The sequence below is a fragment of the Paenibacillus sp. OK076 genome, from assembly GCF_900110055.1.
GTDB lineage: Bacteria > Bacillota > Bacilli > Paenibacillales > Paenibacillaceae > Paenibacillus.
This window is the reverse complement of the sequence record NZ_FOCH01000001.1, coordinates 3,409,344-3,435,548: the sequence shown is the minus strand read 5'-3', so window position 1 is coordinate 3,435,548 and position 26,205 is coordinate 3,409,344. Positions and strand designations below refer to the sequence as shown.

22 protein-coding genes are annotated in these 26,205 nt (G+C 47.3%); 21 read left to right on the top strand and 1 reads right to left on the bottom strand.

Annotated elements, in window-relative coordinates:
• Nucleotides 1–201: 201 nt before the first annotated feature.
• The 20 genes from BMY78_RS15150 to glnA all read left to right on the top strand — a co-directional run bounded on the left by BMY78_RS15150 (nt 202) and on the right by glnA (nt 25,312).
• The gene (locus BMY78_RS15150; RefSeq protein ID WP_090900128.1) at nt 202–1,716 is read left to right on the top strand and encodes a carboxypeptidase M32; all 1,515 of its coding nucleotides are present in this window, start codon (nt 202–204) and stop codon (nt 1,714–1,716) included.
• A 147-nt stretch (nt 1,717–1,863) separates the two neighbouring features.
• Nucleotides 1,864–2,868 (top strand): ABC transporter substrate-binding protein, encoded by a 1,005-nt coding sequence (locus tag BMY78_RS15145; protein WP_090900125.1) that lies wholly within the window; start codon nt 1,864–1,866, stop codon nt 2,866–2,868.
• A 30-nt stretch (nt 2,869–2,898) separates the two neighbouring features.
• A complete protein-coding gene (locus BMY78_RS15140) occupies nt 2,899–3,693 on the top strand; it encodes an ABC transporter ATP-binding protein (RefSeq protein WP_090900123.1) in 795 nt (264 codons plus the stop codon).
• A 38-nt stretch (nt 3,694–3,731) separates the two neighbouring features.
• Nucleotides 3,732–4,523, top strand: a complete 792-nt coding sequence (locus tag BMY78_RS15135) for an ABC transporter permease (protein WP_371121628.1) — start codon at nt 3,732–3,734, stop codon at nt 4,521–4,523.
• Between the two features lie 454 nt (nt 4,524–4,977).
• Nucleotides 4,978–5,955, top strand: a complete 978-nt coding sequence (locus BMY78_RS15130) for an aromatic acid exporter family protein (protein ID WP_090900120.1) — start codon at nt 4,978–4,980, stop codon at nt 5,953–5,955.
• Nucleotides 5,956–6,030: 75 nt separating this feature from the next.
• On the top strand, nt 6,031–6,591 hold the full coding sequence (locus tag BMY78_RS15125) for an outer spore coat protein CotE (protein WP_076289080.1): 561 nt from the start codon (nt 6,031–6,033) through the stop codon (nt 6,589–6,591).
• Between the two features lie 112 nt (nt 6,592–6,703).
• Entirely contained in the window at nt 6,704–7,954 is a 1,251-nt protein-coding gene (locus BMY78_RS15120; RefSeq protein WP_256222144.1) for a putative amidoligase domain-containing protein, read from the top strand.
• Nucleotides 7,955–8,154: 200 nt separating this feature from the next.
• Entirely contained in the window at nt 8,155–10,956 is a 2,802-nt protein-coding gene (gene mutS / locus BMY78_RS15115; RefSeq protein WP_090900117.1) for a DNA mismatch repair protein MutS, read from the top strand.
• A gap of 21 nt (nt 10,957–10,977) precedes the next feature.
• Entirely contained in the window at nt 10,978–13,185 is a 2,208-nt protein-coding gene (mutL, locus tag BMY78_RS15110; protein WP_090900114.1) for a DNA mismatch repair endonuclease MutL, read from the top strand.
• Nucleotides 13,186–13,202: 17 nt separating this feature from the next.
• On the top strand, nt 13,203–13,988 hold the full coding sequence (locus BMY78_RS15105) for a class I SAM-dependent methyltransferase (RefSeq protein WP_076289083.1): 786 nt from the start codon (nt 13,203–13,205) through the stop codon (nt 13,986–13,988).
• A complete protein-coding gene (gene miaA / locus BMY78_RS15100; protein ID WP_371129170.1) occupies nt 13,972–14,919 on the top strand; it encodes a tRNA (adenosine(37)-N6)-dimethylallyltransferase MiaA in 948 nt (315 codons plus the stop codon). Before BMY78_RS15105 ends, miaA begins: the two co-directional genes overlap by 17 nt.
• A gap of 242 nt (nt 14,920–15,161) precedes the next feature.
• Nucleotides 15,162–15,383 carry a hypothetical protein gene (locus BMY78_RS15095; RefSeq protein WP_090900108.1) on the top strand — a complete coding sequence of 74 codons (222 nt, stop codon included), beginning with the start codon at nt 15,162–15,164 and terminating at the stop codon, nt 15,381–15,383.
• Nucleotides 15,384–15,616: 233 nt separating this feature from the next.
• Nucleotides 15,617–15,859 (top strand): RNA chaperone Hfq, encoded by a 243-nt coding sequence (hfq, locus tag BMY78_RS15090; RefSeq protein WP_017687918.1) that lies wholly within the window; start codon nt 15,617–15,619, stop codon nt 15,857–15,859.
• A gap of 167 nt (nt 15,860–16,026) precedes the next feature.
• On the top strand, nt 16,027–18,684 hold the full coding sequence (locus BMY78_RS15085) for a penicillin-binding protein 1A (protein ID WP_090900105.1): 2,658 nt from the start codon (nt 16,027–16,029) through the stop codon (nt 18,682–18,684).
• 283 nt (nt 18,685–18,967) lie between these two features.
• Nucleotides 18,968–19,531, top strand: coding sequence for a ribonuclease FAU-1 family protein (locus BMY78_RS15080; protein ID WP_024630470.1), 564 nt, complete (start codon nt 18,968–18,970; stop codon nt 19,529–19,531).
• 109 nt (nt 19,532–19,640) lie between these two features.
• Nucleotides 19,641–20,612 carry an AAA family ATPase gene (locus tag BMY78_RS15075; protein WP_090900102.1) on the top strand — a complete coding sequence of 324 codons (972 nt, stop codon included), beginning with the start codon at nt 19,641–19,643 and terminating at the stop codon, nt 20,610–20,612.
• A 120-nt stretch (nt 20,613–20,732) separates the two neighbouring features.
• On the top strand, nt 20,733–22,019 hold the full coding sequence (hflX, locus tag BMY78_RS15070) for a GTPase HflX (RefSeq protein ID WP_076289089.1): 1,287 nt from the start codon (nt 20,733–20,735) through the stop codon (nt 22,017–22,019).
• Between the two features lie 84 nt (nt 22,020–22,103).
• Nucleotides 22,104–23,357, top strand: coding sequence for a methionine gamma-lyase family protein (locus BMY78_RS15065; RefSeq protein ID WP_090900099.1), 1,254 nt, complete (start codon nt 22,104–22,106; stop codon nt 23,355–23,357).
• Between the two features lie 83 nt (nt 23,358–23,440).
• On the top strand, nt 23,441–23,854 hold the full coding sequence (locus tag BMY78_RS15060) for a MerR family transcriptional regulator (protein WP_063563200.1): 414 nt from the start codon (nt 23,441–23,443) through the stop codon (nt 23,852–23,854).
• Nucleotides 23,855–23,983: 129 nt separating this feature from the next.
• On the top strand, nt 23,984–25,312 hold the full coding sequence (gene glnA, locus BMY78_RS15055; RefSeq protein ID WP_090900096.1) for a type I glutamate--ammonia ligase: 1,329 nt from the start codon (nt 23,984–23,986) through the stop codon (nt 25,310–25,312).
• Between the two features lie 17 nt (nt 25,313–25,329).
• On the opposite strand, the gene BMY78_RS15050 is transcribed toward glnA, so the two are convergent.
• Entirely contained in the window at nt 25,330–25,914 is a 585-nt protein-coding gene (locus BMY78_RS15050; RefSeq protein ID WP_256222143.1) for a tyrosine-type recombinase/integrase, read from the bottom strand.
• Between the two features lie 17 nt (nt 25,915–25,931).
• Here BMY78_RS15050 and BMY78_RS33360 point away from each other — a divergent pair, with 17 nt between their 5' ends.
• Nucleotides 25,932–26,165, top strand: a complete 234-nt coding sequence (locus BMY78_RS33360; protein ID WP_090900093.1) for a CD3324 family protein — start codon at nt 25,932–25,934, stop codon at nt 26,163–26,165.
• Nucleotides 26,166–26,205 lie beyond the last annotated feature (40 nt).

Here is a 26,205-nt window from a genome sequence, read left to right as displayed (position 1 = left end):
ATACGATGAGCACGGCCACTTGCATTAAATGCAGCTTGTCCTACGCCCTTTGGTTTTTTATTATACCACGGTCAACAAATTGCATTATTCCTCGGTTTGGAGGAATAATGCAATTTGTATCTGTTAAAAGTTGATTATACGCAATGCAAAAAGTATCATCAATAGGGAAACCAACATTTTTTGAAGAGGTGGACGTTAACCATGGAACAACAAACACAGCAACAGCTGGAATCCTTCCGTAATCTGGCTCGCAAAATTAAGAGTTATCATGAAGCCATTGGTTTGCTTCACTGGGATCTGCGCACAGGTGCGCCCAAAAAAGGTGTCCCGACACGTTCGGAAACACTTGGCATGCTGTCGACCGAAGCATTCAAACTGCAAACCTCAGCTGACATGAAATCCTACCTGGATACATTAACAAGTCCAGCGGTGCTGGAACAGCTGGAAGATATCGATCGCCGTCAGGTGGAAGATTGCCAGAAAGAATATAATCGCAGTCAGTCCGTACCACCGGAAAAAGTACAAGCGTATACCGTACTTACCGCCAAATCGGAAACGGCTTGGGAAGATGCCAAGCATAATAGCGATTTTGCAGGTTTCTCGCCCTACCTTACCGATATTGTGAAGCTCAAACAAGAGTTCATTGACTACTGGGGTGTGAAAGATACTCGTTATGATACCCTTCTTGACATGTATGAGCCAGAACTGACGGTAGAAAAGGTGGATGCGGTATTTGCCCGTCTCAAAGCCCGCTTGGTGCCTCTGCAAGAGAAGATCAACGCGTCGGCCAACAAACCGGAGACAGAGTTCTTGAACCAGCTGTTTGACAAGGATCAACAGGAGAAATTCAGTTTGTTTATTCTGGGACAAATGGGTTACGATTTTGAAGCCGGCAGACTCGATGAGAGTGTTCACCCGTTCGCAACGGGCCTGAATCCAGGAGATGTGCGGATCACGACAAACTATTTGCAGGATGATGTGACGAGTGCGGTCTTCAGTTCACTACACGAAGGCGGACACGCCCTGTATGAGCAAAATATTGACGACAGCCTGGCTGGTACTCTTCTTGCCGAAGGAACGTCCATGGGAATCCACGAATCCCAGTCGCGTCTTTGGGAAAATATGATTGGCCGCAGTCTTCCATTCTGGACGCGCTATTATAAAGATCTGCAACAGCACTTCCCTCAATTAAACGAGGTTGAGTTAGAAGATTTTTATCGGGCAATTAACCGGGTTGAAAGCTCTCTGATCCGGATTGAGGCAGATGAGCTGACGTACAATCTGCACATCATCATTCGTTATGAAATTGAGAAAATGCTGTTTAACGAAGGCCTGGAAGTTAAGGACCTGCCGGAGACCTGGAATGCAAAATACAAGGAATATCTTGGCGTTGTGCCGCCGAATGATGGTCTGGGTGTGCTTCAGGATGTGCACTGGTCGGGTGGTGACTTTGGTTACTTTGCTTCTTACTCGCTCGGCAACATGTATGCTGCACAGATTCTACATACACTGCGCAAAGAAATGCCGGAGTTCGATGCCCATATTGCTGAAGGTAACCTGATTCCAATCAAGGAATGGTTGACTGACAAAATTTATCGTTATGGCAAAAGCCGCACTCCTTCCGAACTGATTGTGGCCGTAACGGGTGAAGAGTTGAACCCGGACTATTTGGCCGATTATCTGGAAGCGAAATATACCGAGATTTACAAGCTGTAGTACAGCTATAACATCATCATCTAACTCTTGAAGAGCGGGGCGTCTTTGCCCGGCTCTTCTTTTGCATGCAAGTTCTTAACCTTTTGCTGGGCATCAGCATATCCATAGTAGAGAGAACAGCTGAAACCAGTGAAGGAGGGAAATATCATGAAATACACGCCCTGGTTCATCCGGGCCATCGTCATTTTGCTCATTATCATCGTAGCTCTCACCAGCTGCAATAGAGATAAGGATGAAACCAAAATTACGATTGGTGAAGTCACACGTTCTGTGTTTTACGCGCCTGAGTATGTGGCCGTGGCCCAAGGTTTTTTTAAGGAACAGGGGCTTGAAGTGGACATTCAGACGACGGCTGGCGGAGACAAAACGATGGCTGCATTGCTTGCAGGCTCAGTAGATATCGCACTGGTCGGAGCAGAGACGTCTATTTATGTCTATCAACAAGGCGCAGAAGATCCGGTCATTAACTTTGCCCAACTTACACAGACGGACGGAACGTTCCTGTTTGCCCGCAATCCCGAAGGCGACTTCAATTGGGATCAATTGAAACAGAGTACATTCCTTGGACAAAGAAAAGGCGGTATGCCTCAAATGGCAGGCGAATTCACGCTGAAAAAACATGGCATTGATCCGCAGAAAGATCTGGAACTGATTCAAAATGTGGATTTTGCCAACATCGCTTCTGCATTTGCTTCAGGTACGGGGGATTATGTACAGCTGTTTGAACCTCAGGCGTCCATTTTTGAGAAAGAGGGCCGCGGCAAGGTTGTAGCCTCGTTTGGAACGGAAAGTGGTCATCTGCCTTATACGGTCTTCATGACCAAACAAAGTTATATCAACGACAACAAAGACATTGTACAGAAGTTCACTAACGGCTTGCACAAAGCACAAGCATGGGTGGATTCCCACACCGCTGAAGAGATTGCTGAAGTCATCAAACCTTATTTCAAAGATATCGATCCAGCCATTCTGGTAAGCAGTGTGAACCGTTACAAGGAACAGGGCACCTATGCAACCGATCCAATCATTGATGAAGACGAATGGAATAACTTGCTGGACGTCATGAGTGCTGCGGGAGAATTGAAACAGCGTGTGGATTCTCAATCGATTGTGGATAATTCCTATGCAGAACAAGCAGCATCAGCGAAGTAACCAGGTATTCAGGAAAGGACGTGAGCATGTATGCCTGAATCCGAAACGGTGATCAGACTGGAAGGAATTTCGCAAGTTTATGTCAGCGAGCGTGAAGCATCACTGGTTATCGAAAATTTGAATCTTCAGGTCGAGCAAGGAGAGTTCGTTAGTCTTGTCGGCCCAAGCGGATGTGGTAAAACGACATTGCTGTCGATCATCGCCGGGCTGCTCACACCGACCGCAGGCGAGGTCAAGGTTAAAGGGAAACGCATCGAAGGTCCGTCTGCCCAGATCGGCTATATGCTGCAACAGGATTATCTGTTTCCATGGCGCACCATTTTGGATAATGCCCTGATCGGACTTGAACTGACAGGTACGCTCAATGAACAGAGTCGTGAGCGCACACGTGAGCTGCTGGCAGGTATGGGTCTGGCTGGCACCGAAGCCCAGTATCCTTCCGAGTTATCCGGGGGCATGAGGCAACGGGTGGCTTTGGTACGTACACTGGCTACGGACCCGGGAATACTGTTGCTGGATGAACCCTTTTCCGCACTCGATTATCAAACCAAGCTGCAGCTGGAGGATCTGGTCTCGGACACATTGAAGAAATCCGGCAAAACCTCGGTGCTTGTTACCCATGATCTGTCGGAAGCTATTGCCGTCAGTGACCGCGTCATCGTGCTTGATCGCAATCCGGGGCGCATTCGGAAGCAGTTTATCATTCCCGAAGATCTGCGGAACGCACAGCCTTTTCACGCGAGGGAGCAGCCAGGGTTCAATGAGCTGTTCCAGGCGTTATGGAGTGAACTGGATCAGTCCGGAGGAGGTGAGAAGAACGGGTGAATCAGACGAACCAGAAGCAGGAGATGCGTGATGATTGGATGAGACAGCTGCACCAAAGTCATATTCAACAGGTTGCCAGATGGCGACATAAAGTGCTGGCGGTGCAGCTGTCCATGCTGGTGTTTATGTTTTTGCTGTGGGAACTGGCGGGAAGGTTGCGCTGGATTGATGTGCTTTTGTTCAGTTATCCGAGCAAAATTTTCAATCAGATCTGGAAGGACATCGTCAGTGGAGAACTATGGGCGCATGTTGGGGTAACCGTTGGGGAAACGGCAGTCGGCTTTTTGCTGGGGACACTCGTCGGAACACTGCTTGCGGTTCTGATCTGGTGGTCTCCTTTTTTGTCCAAAGTGCTTGATCCCTATATGGTTGTGTTCAACAGCATGCCCAAAGTAGCGCTGGGTCCAATCTTTATCGTTATGTTTGGTGCAGGATTTACGGCCATTGTCATGACGACGTTATCCATTACAGTCATTATTACTACACTTGTCGTGTATAACAGCTTTAATGAAGTAGATCAGAACTATATTAAGGTTATCCGTACGTTTGGTGGCGATCGCTCCGAGATTTTCAGCAAAGTTGTATTGCCCGCTTCGTTTCCTGCCATTGTCTCTACCTTAAAAGTAAACGTGGGCATGGCCTGGGTCGGTGTGATTGTGGGTGAATTTCTGGTCGCCAAGCAGGGATTGGGCTATCTGATCATCTATGGATTTCAAGTGTTCAACTTTACCCTTGTTTTATCGAGCTTGTTGATTATTGCGGCTGTAGCCACAGCGATGTACCAACTCGTTGTATATGTAGAACGCAAGCTGCTGGCAGGACGCAGGTAATTCTGCACAGCATGTGTGTGCAAAATAGAACGCTTCATGATATGTATACAATTTCACAAGAGGTGTCACGTTGCCGGAACCCGTAAAATCAAGTACCATACTAATACGAATATTCCGCGCAGTCCGGAATGAATGCGACGATTGGAGAAGAGGGCCCAGAGGCTTCTGTCGCATCAAACAAATTGCCAGCGTCCCTCATCCGGGGCGCGTTATTGAGACCGACATGCATATGCGTGTCGGTTGATGTCGTTTATGAGTGTAGAAGCGAATTGCGATATGCGGTTGTTTCGAAATGATTCTTTTGATTAGATAAGAAATGGTTTTTGGCAGGATGTGTAATACTAAGGATATGAGATATGACGATACACGCTGTCAGGCATTGGACAAGCGCTCACCTGGATAGGTATTGCTCGCTGGCTTTGACATTTTTGCAGCTTAGAGGAGAGGGAGTTAGATGGGTTTTAGGGTAATTAAAACCGCAATAGCCGCGCTGATGGCCGTGCTGATTGCGGACTGGTGCGGCTTGCCCGGACCAACATCGGCGGGCTTGTTAGCCATACTCGGCGTTGATGTGACACGAAAAAGAAGTATTCGCACCATATCTGCGAGATTTTTCGCTTCCGTAGTGGGGCTTTTATTTGCAAGTGTACTTTTTCACTTTCTTGGCTTCCATTATTGGGTGCTGGCGGTCTACATACTGATTGCATTCCCGGTTATCGTTCGGGCCGGATTCAAGGAAGGCATTGTGACGGGTTCTGTCGTGGTGTTCCGGGTATTTAGCGGCGGTGAAATGGACGTACAGGTGGTTTTGATCCAAATTGGGCTGCTGTTGATTGGTCTCGGTTCCGCGATGGTTGTCAATCTGGCCTATATGCCGGCTGCGGACCCGCAGATGCTGCGTATTCGCAAAAGAATTGATGAATTATTCTCGGTTATCTTCAAGGAGTTTGCAGCCACGCTGCGCAATCCAAACGAAGTATGGGCAGGAAAAGAGCTTATTGAAGCCGACAAGGCTGTACTGGGCGGCATTGAAGCGGCCAAACGTTCATTGGAGAATCAGGTCATCCACCCGAATGAGGGATGGAGTGTTTACTTTTATATGCGCAAAACGCAATTGGATTCCATCCAGCATATGATGCATCTGGTATCCCAGATCTATCAGAAGATGCCGCACGCCGAAATGGTATCGGAGCTGTTCGACCAGCTCAGTCAGGATGTGCTCACTGAATCTTACACTGGACGTACAGAAAAACTTCTCGCAGATGTGCAAGAAGAATTCAAGCAAATGGAATTGCCGGATACAAGGGAAGAATTCGAGATTCGTTCCGCGATTCTCCAGCTGTGCCGGGAACTCGCGCTGTATCTGAAAATAGCCAAGAAGGACAAAGCACCGTCTCCGGTATCGGACCGGTCCCAATCTACAAATGAATAATAGAAAATAGTTGTCACCCTAGACGGATGCCCTGCATACACTTGTAAAGAATGATTGTATGGAGGAGGTTTAAAGATGTCATTGAGTCATAAACATCAATGTAGAGAGATCATCACGAAGGCGATCTGCGGCAAAGGTCGTAAGTTCTCTACCGTAACACATACCGTGACTCCGCCACATGGTCCGACCAGTATTTTGGGGGCTTGGATTATCAACCACCAATATGAAGCCGTATCAGCGGGGGACGGAATTGAAGTTATTGGTACTTACGATATCAACATTTGGTATTCCTATGACAAAAATTCACAGACGGATGTAGCCAAAGAAACGGTGTCGTATGTAGAACATGTGCCTTTGTCCTATCTGGACCCGAAACACCGGGCCGCCACTGTGGAGGTATCTGCGGATGCAACGCAGGAACCAAGCTGTGTGGAAGCCACGGTGTCGGCAGGTGGAGGCAGCGTAATTATCCGGGTGGAACGGGAATTCGCTGTTGAACTGGTCGCCGAGACCAAAGTTTGTGTGAAAGTGTGCACGGATGGCTGTGGAGATTACGAAGACAAGGATTATGACTACGGCAGTGGTGATGGAGATTATGATGATCTCGATCCCGACCTGCTTGACGATGAGCTGTAAGCTCAGCGATCCGGATTCATAAACTTAAGGTATTATATGCGCCGCGAGCGGCAGTGAAGAGGGCGTAAGCCCTCTTTTTTCATTTTGGGCGACAATTGGGAGGAGGGACAGGATGAATGTGATCGATGAGGCCGAGGAGGCGGTGCGCCGATATGAACGCATGCTCCCTCGTGAACGGGCAGATCGACTGAAACGATCCGGAATTGAAGTACTGGCATCGCAGGGCAGGCGTGACCGGGAGTTGGGTCTGCGTGTACGTTACGATGTGGAGATATGTTGTCTGCAAGCGATTCGCATCAAACGTAGGGACACCAGTGGCATGGGGGGAGCGCAAGAACGTGTGCTGGATCGTGAAGCGGCATCAACGTTATTCAAACGCATTGAACGGCTTGCCATCAAAACATTGTATACGGTTGGACTGGATCACGGCGCTGTAAGACTGGAAGCGTCAGGAAAGAGCGGTTGTGCTGTCATCTCGATTGACCCAAGGCCATGGAAGGGCATGACGGATCTCTCTGCCATGTACCGTGCAGGCTGGGAACAGCTTCAGTCCGAACTGGATGAAGAGCGGATTCGTAATGCAGCACCCATCCTTGGAATGGACCCCGAATTCCTGCTTGTGCAGATGCCAGAATCCAAAATCGTGCCCGCCTCCAGATTTCTCGAACGAACAGGTGTAGCTGGCTGTGACTCCGTAACGATCAATGGACGACGAATATATCCTGTAGCCGAACTGCGACCTGCCCCCAGCTCCGAGCCGCGTGAATTGTTGGCTCATCTGATGAGAGCTTTTGCGGCCGCATCGCGCAGTATTAGTGATCACTCGCTAATCTGGCAGGCAGGGGGAATGCCCCAGCGCGGCTTGCCACTCGGCGGACATATTCATTTCAGTGGCGTTACACTAAACGGGGAGCTGCTGCGTGCACTTGACAATTATCTGGCGCTGCCGCTTGCCGTTCTTCAGGACCCACGAGGTTCGGGCAGGCGTCCACGTTATGGGGTATTGGGTGATTTTCGACTGAAATCTTACGGTGGATTCGAATACCGCACGTTACCTAGTTTTCTGGTATCTCCTCTGGTTGCCAAAGGTGTTGTTGCTCTGGCTGGTCTTATCGCGAGAGGCTACCATCAGCTGAGTCAACGACCTTTGTCGAAGGCTGCAATTCATACTGCCTTTTATGAAGGAAACCGTGAAGTAATGCAGGCGCATATTCCGGCATTACTGGATGATCTGACGCAAATGGATGGTTATAACCGCTATGAACGCTACGCCGCTCCATTAATTAGCCAGCTAAGACTGGGCAGGACGTGGGATGAGAGTCGGGATATACGCAAACTCTGGAATATTCGAGCAGGTTCATGAAGAGTGGGCACTTTTTTGGTATAATGAGAAATAAGTTGATTTTGATCATCGTTACGGAAGAAATGGAACAGCAACCTGTGAGGGAAGCGGCAGATGCCGAAACATGAGGCGGTGGCACGAATAAGTTGCCTGACCGCCTTATTGCTCCTTCCGGGACTGCTTTCTCTTCCTGACAACATTGGAACGGATGGAGGATACTCATGGCTCAGTATACGCCAATGATTCAACAATATTTGCAAGTGAAGGCCGAAGCGCAGGACGCTTTTCTTTTTTTTAGATTAGGTGATTTCTATGAAATGTTCTTTGAAGATGCAGTTAATGCTTCTCGTGAGCTAGAAATTACATTAACAGCACGCGCAGGTGGGGGAGAAGACAAAATCCCGATGTGCGGTGTGCCTTATCATTCGGCTGACAATTACATACAGCGCTTGATTGAAAAAGGATACAAAGTAGCCATCTGCGAGCAGATGGAAGATCCGACAGTAACCAAAGGCATGGTACGGCGAGAAATTGTACGAGTTATAACACCCGGAACGGTAATGGAAGGCAAGACCTTGGGGGATAAGTCCAATAACTATATGGTTTGCCTGACAGGGAACCAGAACACCATTGCACTGGCTGCCTGTGACTTGTCCACAGGGGAGCTCTACGTCACCTCTGTTCCATACTCGCAAGAGTGGCTTAAGGATGAGATCGGGATCTACGAACCTTCGGAGCTGGTGGGTGATGCTGCGTTGCTGGATACGGTGGCTGTCCAGTCATCTCCAATTGGTCGGCCTGTAGTATACACACCATGGACGAAGAGTAAGGAAGATTTGGTGCGTCAGCAATTCGGCGAAGCGGTATGGGCACGTTTGGAGCCTGAACGTCAAGCCTGTATAGCGCGGCTGTTCTCCTATTTAAGTGAGACACAGAAACGTTCACTTGGACAATTGACACAGGTTTCAACGTATGAGCCGGATCACTTTATGATTCTGGACCCCTTCACTCGGCGTAACCTGGAACTGGTGGAAACCGTACGTGAACGTTCGAAAAAAGGTTCACTGCTCTGGCTCCTGGATCGCACAGAGACGTCCATGGGTGCCCGGATGCTGCGCCGTTGGGTGGATAAACCCTTGCTGCAAAAAGGCAAAATTAATGAACGTCTGGAAGCGGTAGATACGCTGTATAACCAGTTTATATTGCGGGAAGATCTGCGTGCAGAACTCAAAGACATCTACGATCTGGAACGCCTGGTGGGGCGGATTGCCTTCGGTAACGCCAACGGTCGGGATCTGAATGCACTGAAGATGTCACTGGACAAAATTCCAGGGCTACGTCAATATTGTGCAGATTCGCCTTCCAAGACGCTGCAGCACATTGCTGGCATTATGGATGATTGCAGTGATCTGCGAGATGCAATCGGTCAGGCTATCGTTGATGAACCGCCTGTATCTGTGCGTGATGGCGGCTTAATTCGTGAAGGCTACCACGAGCGGCTGGATGAGCTCCGGGAAGCCTCGGTGAATGGTAAGCAGTGGATTGCTGAACTGGAAGCCAGAGAGCGTGAAGCGACTGGCATTCGCTCGCTGAAAATCGGTTACAACAAAGTATTTGGGTACTATATTGAAATTACCAAGTCGAACCTGGCTTCTCTGCCAGAAGGCCGTTACGAACGGAAACAAACGCTTGCGAATGCTGAGCGTTATATTACACCGGAACTGAAAGAAAAAGAGACGCTGATTCTGGAAGCTCAGGACAAGATGGTCGATATTGAGTACGGCTTGTTCGCGGAATTACGGGAACGGCTCAATCAGGAGATCGCCAGGCTGCAGAAGCTGGCTGAGCTGGTCGCGGAGATTGATGTGTATCAATCCTTTGCCGTCATCAGTGCAGAACGCAATTTCGTACGGCCTACATTGACCGATGGTTACGATCTGGTCGTGGAGCAGGGGCGCCATCCGGTGGTTGAAGCAGTGATGCGAGATGGAGCTTTCATTGCCAACAATACTGCGATGCAGAAGGAAGAGGCGCGCATTCTGCTGATTACCGGTCCGAATATGGCGGGGAAAAGTACGTATATGCGGCAGGTGGCGCTGATTTCGATTCTGGCGCAGATCGGCTGTTTCGTGCCAGCTGGGCAAGCTGAAGTGCCGATTATGGATCGTATTTTTACACGGATTGGTGCGGCAGACGATCTCATCGGCGGACAAAGTACGTTTATGGTGGAGATGGCCGACATTCAGGTCATGACGGACAAAGCAACACCACGCAGTCTGATTATTATTGATGAATTGGGTCGGGGAACGTCTACCAGTGAGGGAATGGCGATTGCCCAGTCTGTCATCGAATATGTGCATGATATCATTGGGTGCAAAGCGCTTGTATCAACCCATTTCCATGAGCTTGCTCATCTGGAAGAGAGTTTGGACAAGCTGGCGAATTACTCCATGGCCGTTCAGGAGAGTGGGGACAAGGTTAATTTCCTGCGTAAATTGATCGCCGGGGCTGCCAGCAGCAGCTACGGAATCTATTGCGCACGGCTTGCAGGTCTGCCGGACAGCATCATTGAGCGGGCGAATGGCTTGTTACACGGTTTCGAACATGCGGCCGCTCAGGTTGCGGTTGGAAGTGAATTTGCCGGGAAGGACAAGCAGCAACGTGATGACCATGATCAGCGCGTGGAGTTCCAGCCGACAGATCATTCCTCATTAATCCGTGAAGGTGAGTCTGCGGAAACTGTTGAATTGGCTGTTGCAACTGAAGCTCCAGAACAGAAACAACAGGACAAAAAACAAATTGGGAAGCAGCAGTCAGTCTCCAAACATGCTGATGTGGTTCAACTGTCCATCTTTGGGGATGAAGAGCCAAGTGTAACTCCGAAAACGGAGGTTGTTGCCCTTGACAAGCCTGCCCGGGAGTTTATTCGTAATATGAAGGATATTGATGTAATGAACATGACGCCACTTCAGGCGATGCAAATACTGAATGATCTCAAATTAAAGGCACAGCAATTATCCTGAGTATAGGGGAGGGGAAATCCTGTGGCGAAAATTCATGTGCTTGATGAACATATTGCCAACCAGATTGCGGCAGGTGAGGTGGTCGAACGGCCAGCTTCAGTCGTTAAGGAGCTGCTCGAAAACTCGGTGGATGCAGGCGCCTCCAAAATTGATGTTACGGTGGAAGAGGGCGGACTGCTCCGTATTCGGGTCAAAGACAATGGTTCCGGTATCGAACCGGAGGATATGGAAAAGGCCTTCTATCGTCATGCAACCAGTAAAATAGCTCATGGCCGCGATCTGTTCCAGATCACAAGTCTTGGATTCAGGGGAGAGGCCTTGGCGAGTATTGCCGCTGTCTCCAAGGTGGAAGTGTTATCGGCCAGCGGGAATGACGGGCGAGGGCGCCGAATCGTGATTGAGGGCGGTAAACTTCTCTCACATGAGGATGAAACCTCACCCCAAGGCACGGACTTTGAGGTAAAAGAACTATTTTTCAATACGCCAGCTAGGCTTAAATATATGAAAACGATCCAGACTGAGTTGGGGCATATCTCGGATGTTCTCTATCGCATGGCGATGTCTCATCCGAATATCTCGTTCACGCTGCGACATAATGAAAATACGCTGCTTCAGACGCTGGGCAATGGGGATCTGCTGCAAGTGGTTGCGGCAATCTACGGTACAAGTGCCGCCAAAGCGATGCTCCCCATTCAGGGAGAGAGTCTGGACTATCATGTGAGTGGGCTGATCAGTTTGCCGGAATGGACTCGTGCGAATCGTGGCGGCATGTCGACCATTGTAAATGGACGATTTATTCGAAATTATGGGCTCAACCAGGCTATTTTGAAGGCGTATCATACGCTGCTGCCCATTAATCGGTTCCCGCTTGTCGTGGTGCAATTGGAAATGCATCCGTCCCTGGTTGATGTGAACGTGCATCCGGCGAAGCTGGAGGTTCGTTTCAGCAAGGAAGCGGAGCTGTACGAGTTTGTGGAAACGACACTGCGTGGAATCTTGCGGAAGGAAGTGCTCATTCCACAGGTAACCAAGCAGCAAATCAGACGTGGAGATAACAGTTCCTTTATCCAGGAACAATTTCTGTTCCCCAGAGGTCCTCTAAAGGACGAAACAGAATCCGCGGGGTATGGGCAACAGGGTCCATTAGGGATAACTGCTGGCCTCGATAAAACGACTTCAGAGGACGATGATCTGGATGCTCCGGCTGATGTGCAATCACTTTCTGATGGAAAAGGTGAGGGCCAGATGCTGCCTTTGCCTGAAGCTCCACCCGAGATACCACCAGCCTATGATCCATTTGGGATGTTAAGCGGGGACCCAGGCTCTAATGATGTTCTGAAGCAAAATTATAGTCCTGACGAAAATTCCCATAGTGATCCAGCTTCTGCTGTGGGTGGAAATACCGGTGCTGCTACAGATCGTGCTGCGCAAGATGCCATACCTTCAACTGAGGATAAGGGGATATCGACTTCACACGCTCAGGCTTCTACGTATCGTTCCAATTCGGTGAATTCTCCGGTCAGAGAAGGACGTTCATCGTATAATCCATCTGCGGTGGCTGCAAAAGGAGAGCGAAGCTGGAAGGCTCCAAATTTACCGGATTCGGCAAGGTTGGCATCCGCCGTTAAGTCGGATGCTTCTATGCCTGCGTTTCCCGAACTAAGCCTGATTGGGCAGCATCACGGGACGTACTTGATTGCACAAAATCAAGATGGTCTATATCTGATTGATCAGCATGCGGCTCATGAACGGGTGAATTATGAGTATTACTACGAGCAGTTTGGCAATCCGGCTCAGGCTTCGCAGGAGCTGCTGCTGCCCATTACACTGGAGTTCACACCATCCGAGACCGAAAAGCTCAAAACAAGACTGGCTTGGTTCGAGCAGGCGGGTGTGTACTTGGAACATTTCGGTGGGCAAACTTTCCGGGTCCGTTCCCATCCGTTCTGGTTCCCCAAGGGGGACGAGAAAGACATTATTGAAGAGATGTCAGAATGGGTGCTGAGTGAACGTAGTATTGATGTTGCCAAGATGCGAGAAGCGGCGTCTATTATGTGCTCTTGCAAGGCTTCTATTAAAGCCAATCAGAAATTGACGGATCAGGAGGCGGAAGTGTTGATTCAACGCCTGGGTTCCTGCCGTCAACCGTATACTTGTCCACATGGGAGACCGATTGTGGTGTCATTTTCAACCTATGATCTGGAGAAATTGTTCAAACGGGTCATGTAGCTATTTAGGAGGAAGTTATGTATATTACAACCGGTGAAAAGGAAGCAGGCCACCTTGTGGAACGTGCACGAAACCTGGCGGAAACAACAGGAGGGACCTATGTACCGCGCAAAAAAATGTCTTTACCTGCACTGACTGCACATTATGGGATAGATGAAATTGTAGTTGTGCTTCAGGGCAAAGTTCGTTTATTTCGTCCGGATTCACCGCTGCTTGAGTTTCACCCCAGTATGGGATTTGTTCGGGCCAAACGTGTGTTAAATGGAGAAGCTGATCCGATGCTGGACGCAGGGGCGATCCTGGAAGGGGATACCGTTATCGATTGTACAGCAGGATTGGGCACCGATGCACTGGTATTCTCGGTTGCTGTAGGCAAAAGCGGTCGGGTCATCGCCTGTGAAAGCTCACTCCCACTGTACACCTTATTGGTAGAAGGCATGTCTCAATACGAGAGCATTAAGCCTGCGGTAAACGAAGCTTTCCGGCGTATTGAGCTGCGGCATGCGAATCATCTCGATTTGCTGCGTTCCTTGCCAGACCGAAGCTGTGACACGGTATATTTCGATCCGATGTTTCGTGAACCAATGCTTGATTCAAGCGCCATACAGCCTTTGCGAGATTATGCAAATCCAAGTGCACTGGATGAACAGAGTATTATTGAAGCGAAACGAGTTGCCCGCAAGCGGGTAGTGATGAAAGAGAAGCGCGGCAGCGCGGAGTTTACGAGACTCGGTTTTGAAGTGCACGACCGGGGCAATGCAAAAACACTGTACGGAGTGATTAATGTTGAAAGCGGAAGTTAAACCGAAGCTGCTTGTGCTGGTCGGACCAACAGCAGTAGGCAAAACGAGAATGAGTATTGAGCTTGCACAGGCGTTCAATTGCGAGATTATTTCGGGGGATTCCATGCAAGTATATCGCGAAATGGATATCGGGACAGCCAAAATTACTCGCGATGAAATGAAGGGTGTGCCTCATCACCTCATCGACATCCATGAACCGGAATACCCCTATTCCGTGGCGGAATTTCAGGAAAGCTGTACACGTCTGATTGGGGAAATCCATGAGCGCGGCAAGTTGCCTTTTATTGTTGGTGGTACGGGTCTGTATGTGGAATCGGTATGTTATGGCTTTCAATTCTCGGACAGCGGCTCGGATGAAGCGTTCCGGGATGAACAGTTTCGTTATGCAGAGCAACATGGCCCGCAGGCGTTACATGATAAGCTGAGGGTCATTGATCCGGTTAGTGCAGAACGACTGCATCCGAATGACCAGCGCCGAATTGTTCGTGCACTGGAGATCTATCACCTTACTGGTGAGAAGTTGTCCGAGCAGCTGGCTTCCCAGAAAAAAGAGTCTCCATATGACCTGCTTATTGTGGGTTTGACCATGGATCGTCAGAAGCTGTATGCCCGCGTGGAAGAGCGAATTGATCTTATGATCGAGCAGGGTCTGGTAGATGAGGTCAAGTCCTTACTGGAGCGCGGCGTAGCGAGAGGGCATATCTCCATGCAGGGGCTCGGTTATAAGGAAATTGCGGCTTATCTTCAGGGTGAAGTAAGCTGGGATGCTGCGGTGGAGTGGCTGAAAAGGGATACGCGTCGTTTTGCCAAGCGGCAATTGTCCTGGTTCCGTCATATGAAGGACATCGAATGGGTGGATATGACGGATACCGAAGATTTCGCAGGGAATTATGCTCAAGTATGTGAGATGATCAAACGTAAGTTTGACTGAATATAGAAGGTGGAATTTGCCATCTTTTTAGGACTTTAGAACCTCTATCTTTTAGCAATAAAAGGTAGAGGTTTTTACTTTTTTATATAAAACAATGTCAATATATGAGGAAATAATCGGAGATCTATACAAATTTAAACAAAGAAACTCATTGTGAAAAAATAACATAAATATTAAAATGTATTCAAATGACAGGCTAATTGATTTTGATTCTAAGCTAAAGTGGGAAGGGGGAAGATTTTATGAGTGCAGAACCGAGCGGATTGGCAAGTTTATATCTCTTTTTCTCAGGGTTATTTGGAATTGGCTTTGCCATTGGAGGTCTTATCGCCTTAATTTGGTTAATTATCGTTCTAATCAATACCAATACATACCTGAAACTCTTAATCAATGATAGAAAAAATCGGAAAAATATTACGTTATTCAGAGAAAAAGAGAAACCGTATACAGATCCGGAAAATTAGAAGGGAATCGTGGGGAAAGGTAGAATTTGTCCCTCTTTTGCAATTCTGACAAGCGGTGTATAATGGATAAGTCTTCTAGTTGCAAGCGAAGCTCAGGCATAGGTGCAAAATAGCAGGTAAGGGGTTTTTGTGGATTATATGAATCCGTTCATGATATAATAGCACGAAAGCTACTCAGCGATATTGAATATTACTTAATCACGAATTCAAATGAACCAATGGGGGTACGGCTAATGAACAAGTCCATCAACATCCAAGATACGTTCTTGAACCAACTGCGGAAAGAAAACATTCCAGCTACGGTCTATCTGACCAATGGCTTTCAAATCCGCGGAACGATCAAGGCATTTGACAATTTTACGATCGTCATTGACAGCGACGGACGCCAGCAAATGGTCTACAAGCACGCCATCTCCACGTTCACGCCGCAACGCAGCGTATCGCTGATGCAGCAAGATAATAGCGGCGAAGCTTAAAAAATTACGAAACCTTTTTATCAACCATTTCGTCTACAAGTATAGGAATTGAAACAGAGCAACCTGAATAAGGGTTGTTCTTTTCATTCCGGGCAAAATAAGCTCAATGGAGCTTGAGCCAGCAGACGAATAGAAATTATGCAATTGAAAGGGAGTCAGGAGGTAACATGCCAAACGATCCGTTGTCGAGGTCTAACAATCGCAACAGTAATAACAAGTCAACCAAAAAAGCGAAGCCAAAGACCTCTAAAAAGAAAAAAATTACGGGTAAACGCGTTGGATGGACACTGTTTTTCACCATGGCCATCGCCATATTCTGTGCACTGGGTGGATATTTATTTATTATGGTGAGTGGCGAAAATCTGCTCAAAGCCAACATGGACAAAACAACAATTAATGAAACTTCAAAAGTATATGACCGCAACGGCCAGTTAATGGGCGAGTTGTCCATTCAGAAGCTGGAGCCGGTCAAAGAAGAAGATATTCCGGATTTAGTAAAGGAAGCTTTTGTTGCTACGGAGGATAAACGATTCTACGAGCATCAGGGCGTGGATATCTGGTCCATCGGACGTGCGGCGGTAAAAGACGTCATGGCCCGCTCCATGGTGGAAGGTGGCAGTACGCTGACACAGCAGCTTGCGAAAAATATGTTCTTGTCCCGTGACAAGACCTTCTTCCGTAAAGCGACGGAGGTTTCCATTGCAATGGCATTGGAACGCAAGTACACAAAAGACGAAATTCTGACGATGTATCTGAACCGGATTTTCTTTGGTCATCAGCGTTATGGAATTAAGGCAGCGTCTGAATTTTATTTTGGGGTGTCTGACCTTAATGAGCTGAAGATTTGGCAAATTGCTACGCTGGCTGCGATGCCTAAAGGGCCTTCTGCCTATAACCCGCTGAGCAATCCCAACGATTCCAAGGCCCGTCGTGGTGTGGTATTGCAGCTGATGTATGAGCAAGGTTACATCACCAAGGCGGAAATGGATGAAGCCAAAGAAGTAGATTATGATTATACACCGCCTGAGAAAGAGCAGAAATATCAAGCCTTTATCGACTATGTTCTTCGTGAAGCAGAGAAAGTGACTGGTAAAACGGAGGATGATCTGAATATCGGCGGGTACAAAATTTACACGACGATGGATGCTCAGGCTCAAACAGCCATGGAGAGTGCGTTCTCGGATGATAGTTTGTTTGAGTCAAGCAAAGATGATCAGCAGGTTCAAGGCTCCATGGTAATTATGAACCATGAAAATGGCAGTCTTGTCGCCTTGCTGGGCGGACGGGATTATCAAACGAAGGGCTATAGCCGGGTAACACAGAGCCGCAGACAGCCTGGATCGGCATTCAAACCGATTGTGAGTTATGCACCGGCTCTTGAATCAGGTAATTACAATGCAAACTCACCTCTCAGTAATGAAAAGCAATGCTTCGGGAATTACTGTCCGGGTAACTTGCATGGGTATTCTTCAACCATTAGCATGACGGATGCCATTACAAAATCGGAGAACATCCCGGCAGTATGGCTCCTGAACAAAATTGGTGTGAATACAGGTGTTCAGTTTGCCAAAAGCGTAGGTATCCAGCTTACGGATGAAGACAAAAACCTGGCGATTGCGCTGGGGGGGCTTAGTAAAGGTACGAATACGCTGGAAATGGCGCAAGCCTATAGCGCATTCGCCAATCTGGGTGAGTACCAGCAGGCGTATTCCATTAAGGAAATTAAGGATAGCGCGGGGAAAACGACCTATAAACACGATAAATCGGAAACAACGCGTGTCATGAGTGAGCAGAATGCGTATTCCCTGACTCAGATGCTGCAAAATGTAGTAAATGACGGTACAGGTCGTTCGGCGCGTCTGGATCGACCGGTTGCAGGTAAAACGGGAACCGTTCAAAGTGGTATTTCCGGCAACAGTTCCAACCGTGATGTTTGGTTTGTCGGATACACGCCAGAATGGACAGCTGCCGTATGGATGGGTTACGACAATCCCGATGCAACCCATATGCTCAAGAATAGCAGTAAGCTGTCAGCTGCGTTCTTTGCCAAAGTAATGGGGGATGCATTGAAAGGCGTTCCTGTGAAGGACTTCAAAGCTCCAGCAGGAGCCCAGACACCTCCGCCGGAAAAAGAACCGGAACAACCAACACTTTCAGTGAGTGGTTTGAATGGTGCGTATGATCCATCTACGCAAACTGTATCGCTGAATTGGACTTCAACGGGAGATTCCTCGACACAGTATCGGATTTACAGAAAAGAAACATCTGAGGGACAGTTCACTCACCTCATTGATGCTGTTGGTTCGACCAGTGCGCAGGATCTAAGTGCACTCCCTGGTCTCACTTATGAGTATTATGTGACAGCCTATGATCTGGCTTCAGGACAAGAGACGGATCCGTCCAATACCATATCGCTGATGATTGAAGCAGAGGAATTGGAACCACAACAGCCAGATACGGGCACGGAGCCAGGAACGGAACCGGGTACAGAGCAGCCAGGAACAGAAAATCCAGACAACGGTTTGCCGGGGAATGGAGGTTCTGAGGGTAACAATGGCAATGGAAATGAAAATGGCAACAATGGCAACAATGGTAACGGGAATAATGGAAATAACGGCGGGACAGGTCAAGGGAACGGACAGACCGGAGAAGGAAATACACCACCAGGACAGGGAACAACAGAACCTGGAGGTACCGGTGAAGGTTCCAATGATGGGTCTGTAACAACACCGGGTGAAGTAGTCACGCCACCAGATAGTGGGAACAACGGTAACAGTGGAGAAACGAATGCACCGACAGATTCTCAAGCTGGAACTGGCGGTTAACAAGAATAAGCCGCATTAAATAATTACAACCAAAAACCTGCTCCCCTCATATTGGGGAAGCAGGTTTTTGGTGTTTGTAACATTTGAAGTTGAACGAGAGCGCTCTAACAGATGAGGCAAAGCTTGATTTTGAGTGTATAACTTAAATATGGTAAGCTGTAACTATTCGTAATACGTTGTGCAAAGCGGATTTCGGGACTTGTGGAATCGGTAATGCGGACGTTATTCGCTGTTCACCAATATCAGCAGGTCACGGACCTGTGGTCGGCAAAGAGGGGTTCGTATGAAACGGAAATTCGGGGACCGCGCGAACTGGCGCCGGATTACGAACCGACAATTTACATGCCGGTTCGTTCAATCCAAAATTTTTACGGGTTACATTACGTTGTATACGATACAAGATTTGAAAGAGCCTTTATGGAAAACCTATGGAGGGAGCACCTTCTGCATTGCGGATAAAGGTTATTCCTGGTTGCAGTATTATCCGAAAGGCGAGCATTTTGTTGTTACGGCCATGTTTGACGATCAGGAGCGGATTGTTGAATGGTACATTGATACATGCCGCAGCCAGGGCATAACCGATCAGGGTGTCCCGTGGTTTGATGATCTGTATCTGGATGTCGTTGTCCTCAAAGATGGAGAAATATTTTTGCTGGACGAGGATGAACTTGAAGATGCTCTTTCACGTAAGCACATTACGACGGGGGATTATGATCTGGCGAACAGGACAGCAAAGGATTTGTTGCATGCCATTGATGCACATGTGTTTCCATATTTCCAACTGTCCTTGAAGCATAGACAAACCCTGTTTGAGAATGGGGAGTTCCGAAAAAATATTCAGATTTGAGTCATGGAAAAGTTGCAGAATTCTTCTCCATCCTTCTAATATTAGAGCACCTGATAGAATACATTAATAATCAGGAGAGTTCAGCCCGATAAAATAGAGGTGATGGCGAATGAACGGACGGGTCATGGCTGCAGGAGGGCAACCGGGAGGCAGACCATCCAGACAAATTAATGTTGTTTTGCGTAACCAGGAACCTCAGATGCTGGTCAAAGAAGAAGAGACGGCCATACAGGCAGCAAAAGGCTTAGCCAAACATGCGCATTTTCAGGAGATTCAAGGTGAATTGGAGCAACTGGTTGGACTGGAAAATATCAAGGAGTTAGTATTTGAAATCTATGCTTTCTTACAGATTGCCCAGATGCGTACCGAGGCTGGATTGATTAGTGGGGCGCACGTGTATCATATGATTTTCAAAGGCAATCCGGGAACCGGAAAAACAACGGTAGCACGAATTGTTGCGAAGCTTTTTCAGAAGATGGGTGTATTGAGTAAGGGTCATTTGATTGAGGTGGAACGTGCAGACCTGGTCGGGGAATACATCGGGCATACGGCACAGAAAACGAGGGATTTGGTCAAGAAGGCCTTGGGTGGAATCTTGTTTATTGACGAGGCGTACAGTCTGGCTCGCGGGGGCGAGAAGGATTTTGGGAAGGAAGCGATCGACACTCTTGTGAAGTCAATGGAAGATAATAAGAATCAATTTATCCTCATTTTGGCGGGATACTCGGAAGAGATTGATTTTTTTCTACAGACGAATCCCGGATTACCTTCCCGTTTTCCGATTCAGGTTGAATTTCCAGACTATAGCATTGATCAATTGATTCAAATCTCCGAGATTATGGCCAAGGAACGTGACTATATTCTCATGCCACAGACCATACTCAAACTAAAGCAGCATCTGCTTCAGGAAAAAAATGAATCTCTTCATGCGTTCAGCAACGCCCGATATGTCCGAAATGCCATTGAACGATCGATACGCCATCAGGCAGTTCGACTATTGGAACAGTATACCCAAGGGAGTCCGGGAAAACTGGAGCTGATGACCATTCGCACAGAGGATTTGAAGTTTGAGCAAAAGTAAGCGATAATATAATTTTTAATGCAGCCGGCCGGGTTAACCGGTTCGGCTTAAAGCATGCCATGTAAGCATGGTGGCACAGAATATATACGGAAACGTAAGTAGAAGGAGTGAATATACACGATGACAAATGGCACACATGATACAGATATGGTGAAGAAGGATCGCGCTGTGTTGGTGAGTCTGGTTACCGATGAGGTCAAACGTTCGGGTATTAACCCGGAGTACTCCCTTGAGGAGTTGGTAAAGCTCGCCGAGACGGCAGGTGTGGAAGTGCTGAGTGTATTGTCACAGAACCTGAAAACCCGGGACACCAAATGGTTCATTGGTAAGGGGAAAGTGGAAGAACTTCGTGCAGTAGCTGAGGAAATGGGAGCAACAACAGCTATTTTTGACCAGGAACTGTCCGGTGCTCAAGTTCGTAACCTGGAAGAAGCGTTGGATCTCAAAATTATTGACCGTACCCAACTGATTTTGGATATCTTTGCGCAGCGTGCCAACACGAGAGAAGGTATTATCCAAGTTGAACTGGCTCAGTTGAGCTATTTGCTGCCACGTTTGTCGGGTCACGGCAAGAATTTGTCCAGACTTGGCGGCGGAATTGGAACGCGGGGTCCGGGTGAAAGTAAACTGGAGACAGATCGTCGACATATTCGTGGTCGCATTGATGACTTGAAGCGTCATTTGGAAGAAGTGACACGTCATCGCAAGCTGCACCGGGAGCGTCGCAAAAAGACGGGGATCGTTCAGGTAGCGCTTGTAGGTTATACGAATGCGGGTAAATCCACCTTGCTTAAACAATTAACAGCGGCAGATGTGTACATTCAAGATCAGCTGTTTGCCACACTGGATCCAACCTCGCGCACGATGGAACTGCCAAGTGGTAAAGAAATTGTACTCACAGATACGGTTGGCTTTATACAGAACCTTCCGCATGATCTGATTGCGGCTTTCCGTGCAACGCTGGAGGAAGTGAATGAAGCGGACCTTATATTACATGTGGTCGATGCATCGTCTGCGATGCGTGAAGATCAGATGAAAACGGTACACACCATTTTGCAGCAACTGGGCTCAGGGGACAAGCCTCAATTGGTATTGTATAACAAAAAGGATGCTTGTACGCCGGAGCAGCTTGAAATGCTTCCTTTGGATAAAGAACATATCAAAGTGAGCGCTCTGGATGCGGATGACTTGCAGAAAATTCGGGAGCTTATTCAGGCTGAATTGACCGGGGACACGAAACGGTTCCGTATTCCGGCTGAGCGTGGAGATCTTACGTCTGTACTTTACAAAATTGGTGATGTGGTTGAGACCACATTTGAAGATAATGATGTAATTTATGAAGTGGAACTGCAAAAAGGCGAATATGAGAAATTTGGTTATTTACTTGAAGATTTCATACAACTGTAACATCGATGACATATTTGTATGATAAGTTGACACGATAATTGATATTTGACGTCAGATTCGTGCTATGAAGGGGAATGAAGCAAGATGGCAAGCTTTGATTCAGAGATTATTGAACTTCAACAACAGGTTGAACGCCAGATTGAGGGGCAATTGCAACAGATTGATCGCATTACCGATCATAACCAGTGGAAAGTAATCAATGCTTTTCAACGCAGAAAAGTCAGTGATTTTCACTTTGCAGGTTCAACGGGGTACGCGTATAACGATCGCGGGCGTGAGGTGCTTGATGAAGTATATGCCGATGTGTTTGGTGCAGAGGCGGCGCTGGTGCGTCCGCATTTTGCATCAGGTACACATACTATTGCTACAGCTTTGTTCGGTGTGCTCCGTCCAGGTGACGAGTTGTTGTACATTACGGGTAAGCCCTATGACACATTACATAAAGTCATTGGCAAGCCTGGTGATGGAACAGGATCGTTACGGGATTTCGGCATTGGTTATCAAGAGACGGCTTTGTTAGAAGATGGCGGAGTAGATTGGGCAGCAGTAGAGAAAAGTATCCATGCAGCGACAAAAGTCATTGGCATTCAGCGCTCCAGAGGATATGATTGGAGATCTTCCTTCTGTATTGAAGAAATCGCTGATATGGTTGCACGTGTAAAGGCGATCAAGGAAGATGTCATCGTATTTGTGGATAACTGTTATGGTGAATTCACGGAGGAACGTGAACCAACTGAAATCGGGGTAGACCTGATGGCAGGTTCACTGATTAAGAATCCCGGTGGAGGTCTGGCGGAAACCGGAGGATACATATGCGGGAAGGAAAAGTACGTACAATTGGCAGCCTATCGTCTGACTGCTCCCGGAATTGGCGGTGAGGTTGGTGCGATGTTGGGAACAACTCGTGGCATCTACCAAGGACTTTACATGGCTCCGACAATTGTGGGACAGGCCATTAAAGGGAGTATATTCGCTGCAGCGATGTTTGCTGCATCCGGATTTGTAACCAAACCGGCATGGGACGAAATACGTACAGATCTGATTCAAGCTGTTCAATTCAGTTCGGCCGAGCATTTAATTGCCTTTGTGCAAGGAATACAGCGGGCTGCTGCAGTAGATAGCCATGTTGTTCCTGAACCGTGGGACATGCCGGGTTACGAGCATCCTGTCATCATGGCGGCAGGTACGTTTATACAGGGCGGAAGCCTTGAATTATCTGCAGATGCGCCTATTCGTGAGCCTTATATTGGCTATATGCAGGGCGGTTTAACGTACTCTCATGTTAAATATGGCGTTTTGATGGCATTACAGACCATGAAAGAACGTAAATTATTGTGAGTTTATCTAACACATCATTGACACTTAGTAATAACTAAATGTACAATAGAGTGAAGAATAGATGACTGGAAGGTTGATGAATGATGGGTGACGAAATTCGCAGAAATATGGCCTTATTCCCGATAGGTATTGTAATGAAACTAACGGATCTGTCCGCGCGTCAGATTCGTTATTATGAGCAGCACAGTTTGATTGTTCCTGCGAGAACGTCAGGTAATCAGCGTTTGTTCTCTTTCAATGACGTAGAACGATTGCTGGAAATCAAGGCTCTGATTGAAAAAGGAGTTAACATTGCGGGCATTAAACAAGTGATGAATCCTGTATCCAAAGAGTCAGAAGAAGCAACGGTTATTACAGCCGATACGGAAGTGAAACGCAGAGAGCTGTCGGACTCCCAACTGCATCGTCTGCTTAAACAACAACTGGTGTCAGGTAAGAGACCTGGACAAGTATCTCTCATCCAGGGAGAGCTTTCCCGATTCTTTAATAAAAAATAAGTTCGTATAACCTCGTAGGTCAGGGGAAATCCTGCTTTTGGGTAGGAGGACTCCTTGACCCGTGCAATATTCTAATGTACAAATATAACAGGCAAGCCAAATACGCAGAGAAGAAAGGGAGAGGGTATCGTGAGTTTTACTAAAGAAGACATACTACGCATCTCAAAAGAAGAGAATGTACGATTCATTCGTTTGCAATTTACCGATCTGCTTGGATCAATCAAAAACGTTGAGATCCCTGTGAGCCAGCTTACCAAGGCTCTGGACAATAAAATGATGTTTGATGGATCTTCCATTGAAGGTTATGTGCGTATTGAAGAGTCCGACATGTACCTCTATCCTGATCTTGATTCTTGGCTCATTTTCCCTTGGGTAGCCGAGAACCGTGTTGCTCGACTGATTTGCGACGTATATCTTCCGGATGGTAATCCGTTTCCAGGAGATCCGCGTGGCATCTTGAAACGAAACCTGAAAGAAGCCGAAGAAATGGGATTCACTTCCTTCAACGTCGGTCCTGAACCAGAGTTCTTCTTGTTCAAAACAGACGAAAAAGGAAACCCGACTAACGAACTGAATGACCAAGGTGGATATTTCGACCTTGCGCCTACGGATCTTGGTGAAAACTGTCGTCGTGACATCGTTATCACACTTGAAGAAATGGGCTTTGAGATCGAAGCTTCCCACCATGAGGTAGCTCCAGGTCAGCATGAGATCGACTTTAAATATGCTGATGCTCTAAAAGCAGCAGACCAGATCCAAACGTTCAAACTCGTTGTTAAAACGATTGCACGTCAGCATGGTCTACATGCTACCTTTATGCCGAAACCGCTGTTTGGTATGAACGGTTCCGGTATGCACTGTAACCAATCCTTGTTCCAAGGTAAAGTGAACGCATTCGTAGACGAGTCGGACGAGCTGGGTCTGAGCAAAACTGCACGTCACTTCATGGCTGGAACTTTGAAGCATGCGCGTGCGTTTGCAGCAATTACGAACCCAACTGTGAACTCATACAAACGTCTTGTACCAGGTTATGAAGCGCCTTGTTATGTAGCATGGTCCGCCAGTAACCGTAGCCCAATGATCCGTATTCCAGCTTCCCGTGGTCTGAGTACACGTGTTGAGGTTCGTAATCCGGATCCGGCTGCTAACCCTTACTTGGCTTTGGCAGTTTTATTGAAAGCAGGCCTGGACGGAATCAAACGTGAGCTTTCCTTACCAGCTCCGATTGACCGTAACATCTACATCATGTCAGAAGAAGAGCGTGTGGAAGAAGGCATTCCAAGCTTGCCAGCTGACCTGAAAGAAGCATTGAACGAAATGATCCGCAGCGAAGTTATCTGTGATGCTCTCGGCGACCACGCCCTGGCTCACTTCTACGAGCTGAAAGAAATTGAGTGGGATATGTACCGTACACAAGTCCACCAATGGGAACGCGATCAATATATCACGTTGTACTAATCGAAAAAACCTTGTAACTACGGGGTTTTGAAGGAATGAACCGGGGGACGTTTGGAGGGAATTGCACTTCTATTGAGGTTGCGTCCCCCAAACGTCCCCCAAACGTCCCCCGGTTTTTGATTTTCTGATCCAAAAATACGGGAAGTGTACTCTTCATATTTATCAATGTTCCGCTTTTCTAGCTTCTTGGAAATATGAGCATACACATCAGATGTAATTTGCACACTGCCATGCCCAAGCTGCTCTTGTACAAATTTTATATCAGCCCCAGCTTCAAGCATGATCACGGCATAGGTATGTCTCAATGAATGAATTGTTAAATCCTCACTTAAACCAGCTTTTCTTAAAATTCTCTTCGAAGCATTAAATAAACTAGATTTAGGCATCGGACTACCATCATTCCTGCACAAGACCAGATTTAAATCGTGTCTGTACATTGACTCCCCTAAATTGATCTTATTTTGATTCTGCCATGAAGCATGGTACCTCAAATCATTTATGATTCCGTTACTTACGCTAATTGTGCGGGTAGAATTTCCGGTTTTTGTATCTCCGAAAAGTTCGTCCTCGTCTTCAGCTTGAAAATCGAGTGTTTCATCCACGTATCACTAGCGATCATATGGTTCACCTACTAAATGAAATACAAAAGTATATGAACGGTGGATTGGTTTACATCCCTAAATCAAAAGGTTTGCGTAAAAAATGGGGTGAAAATTCAGGCAGTAGAAAAATTTTGAATCTTAGAAATGATGAAATCCGGCAAAAGTTTCTCGATGGTGACACTATCGATCAACTTTCAGATCGATTTTGCCTTTCAAGCGATACTATTAAAAAGATCGTTTATACAAAATAATAGTTTAACAAAAGTCGCATTGGAAGAAATTCTAATGTGA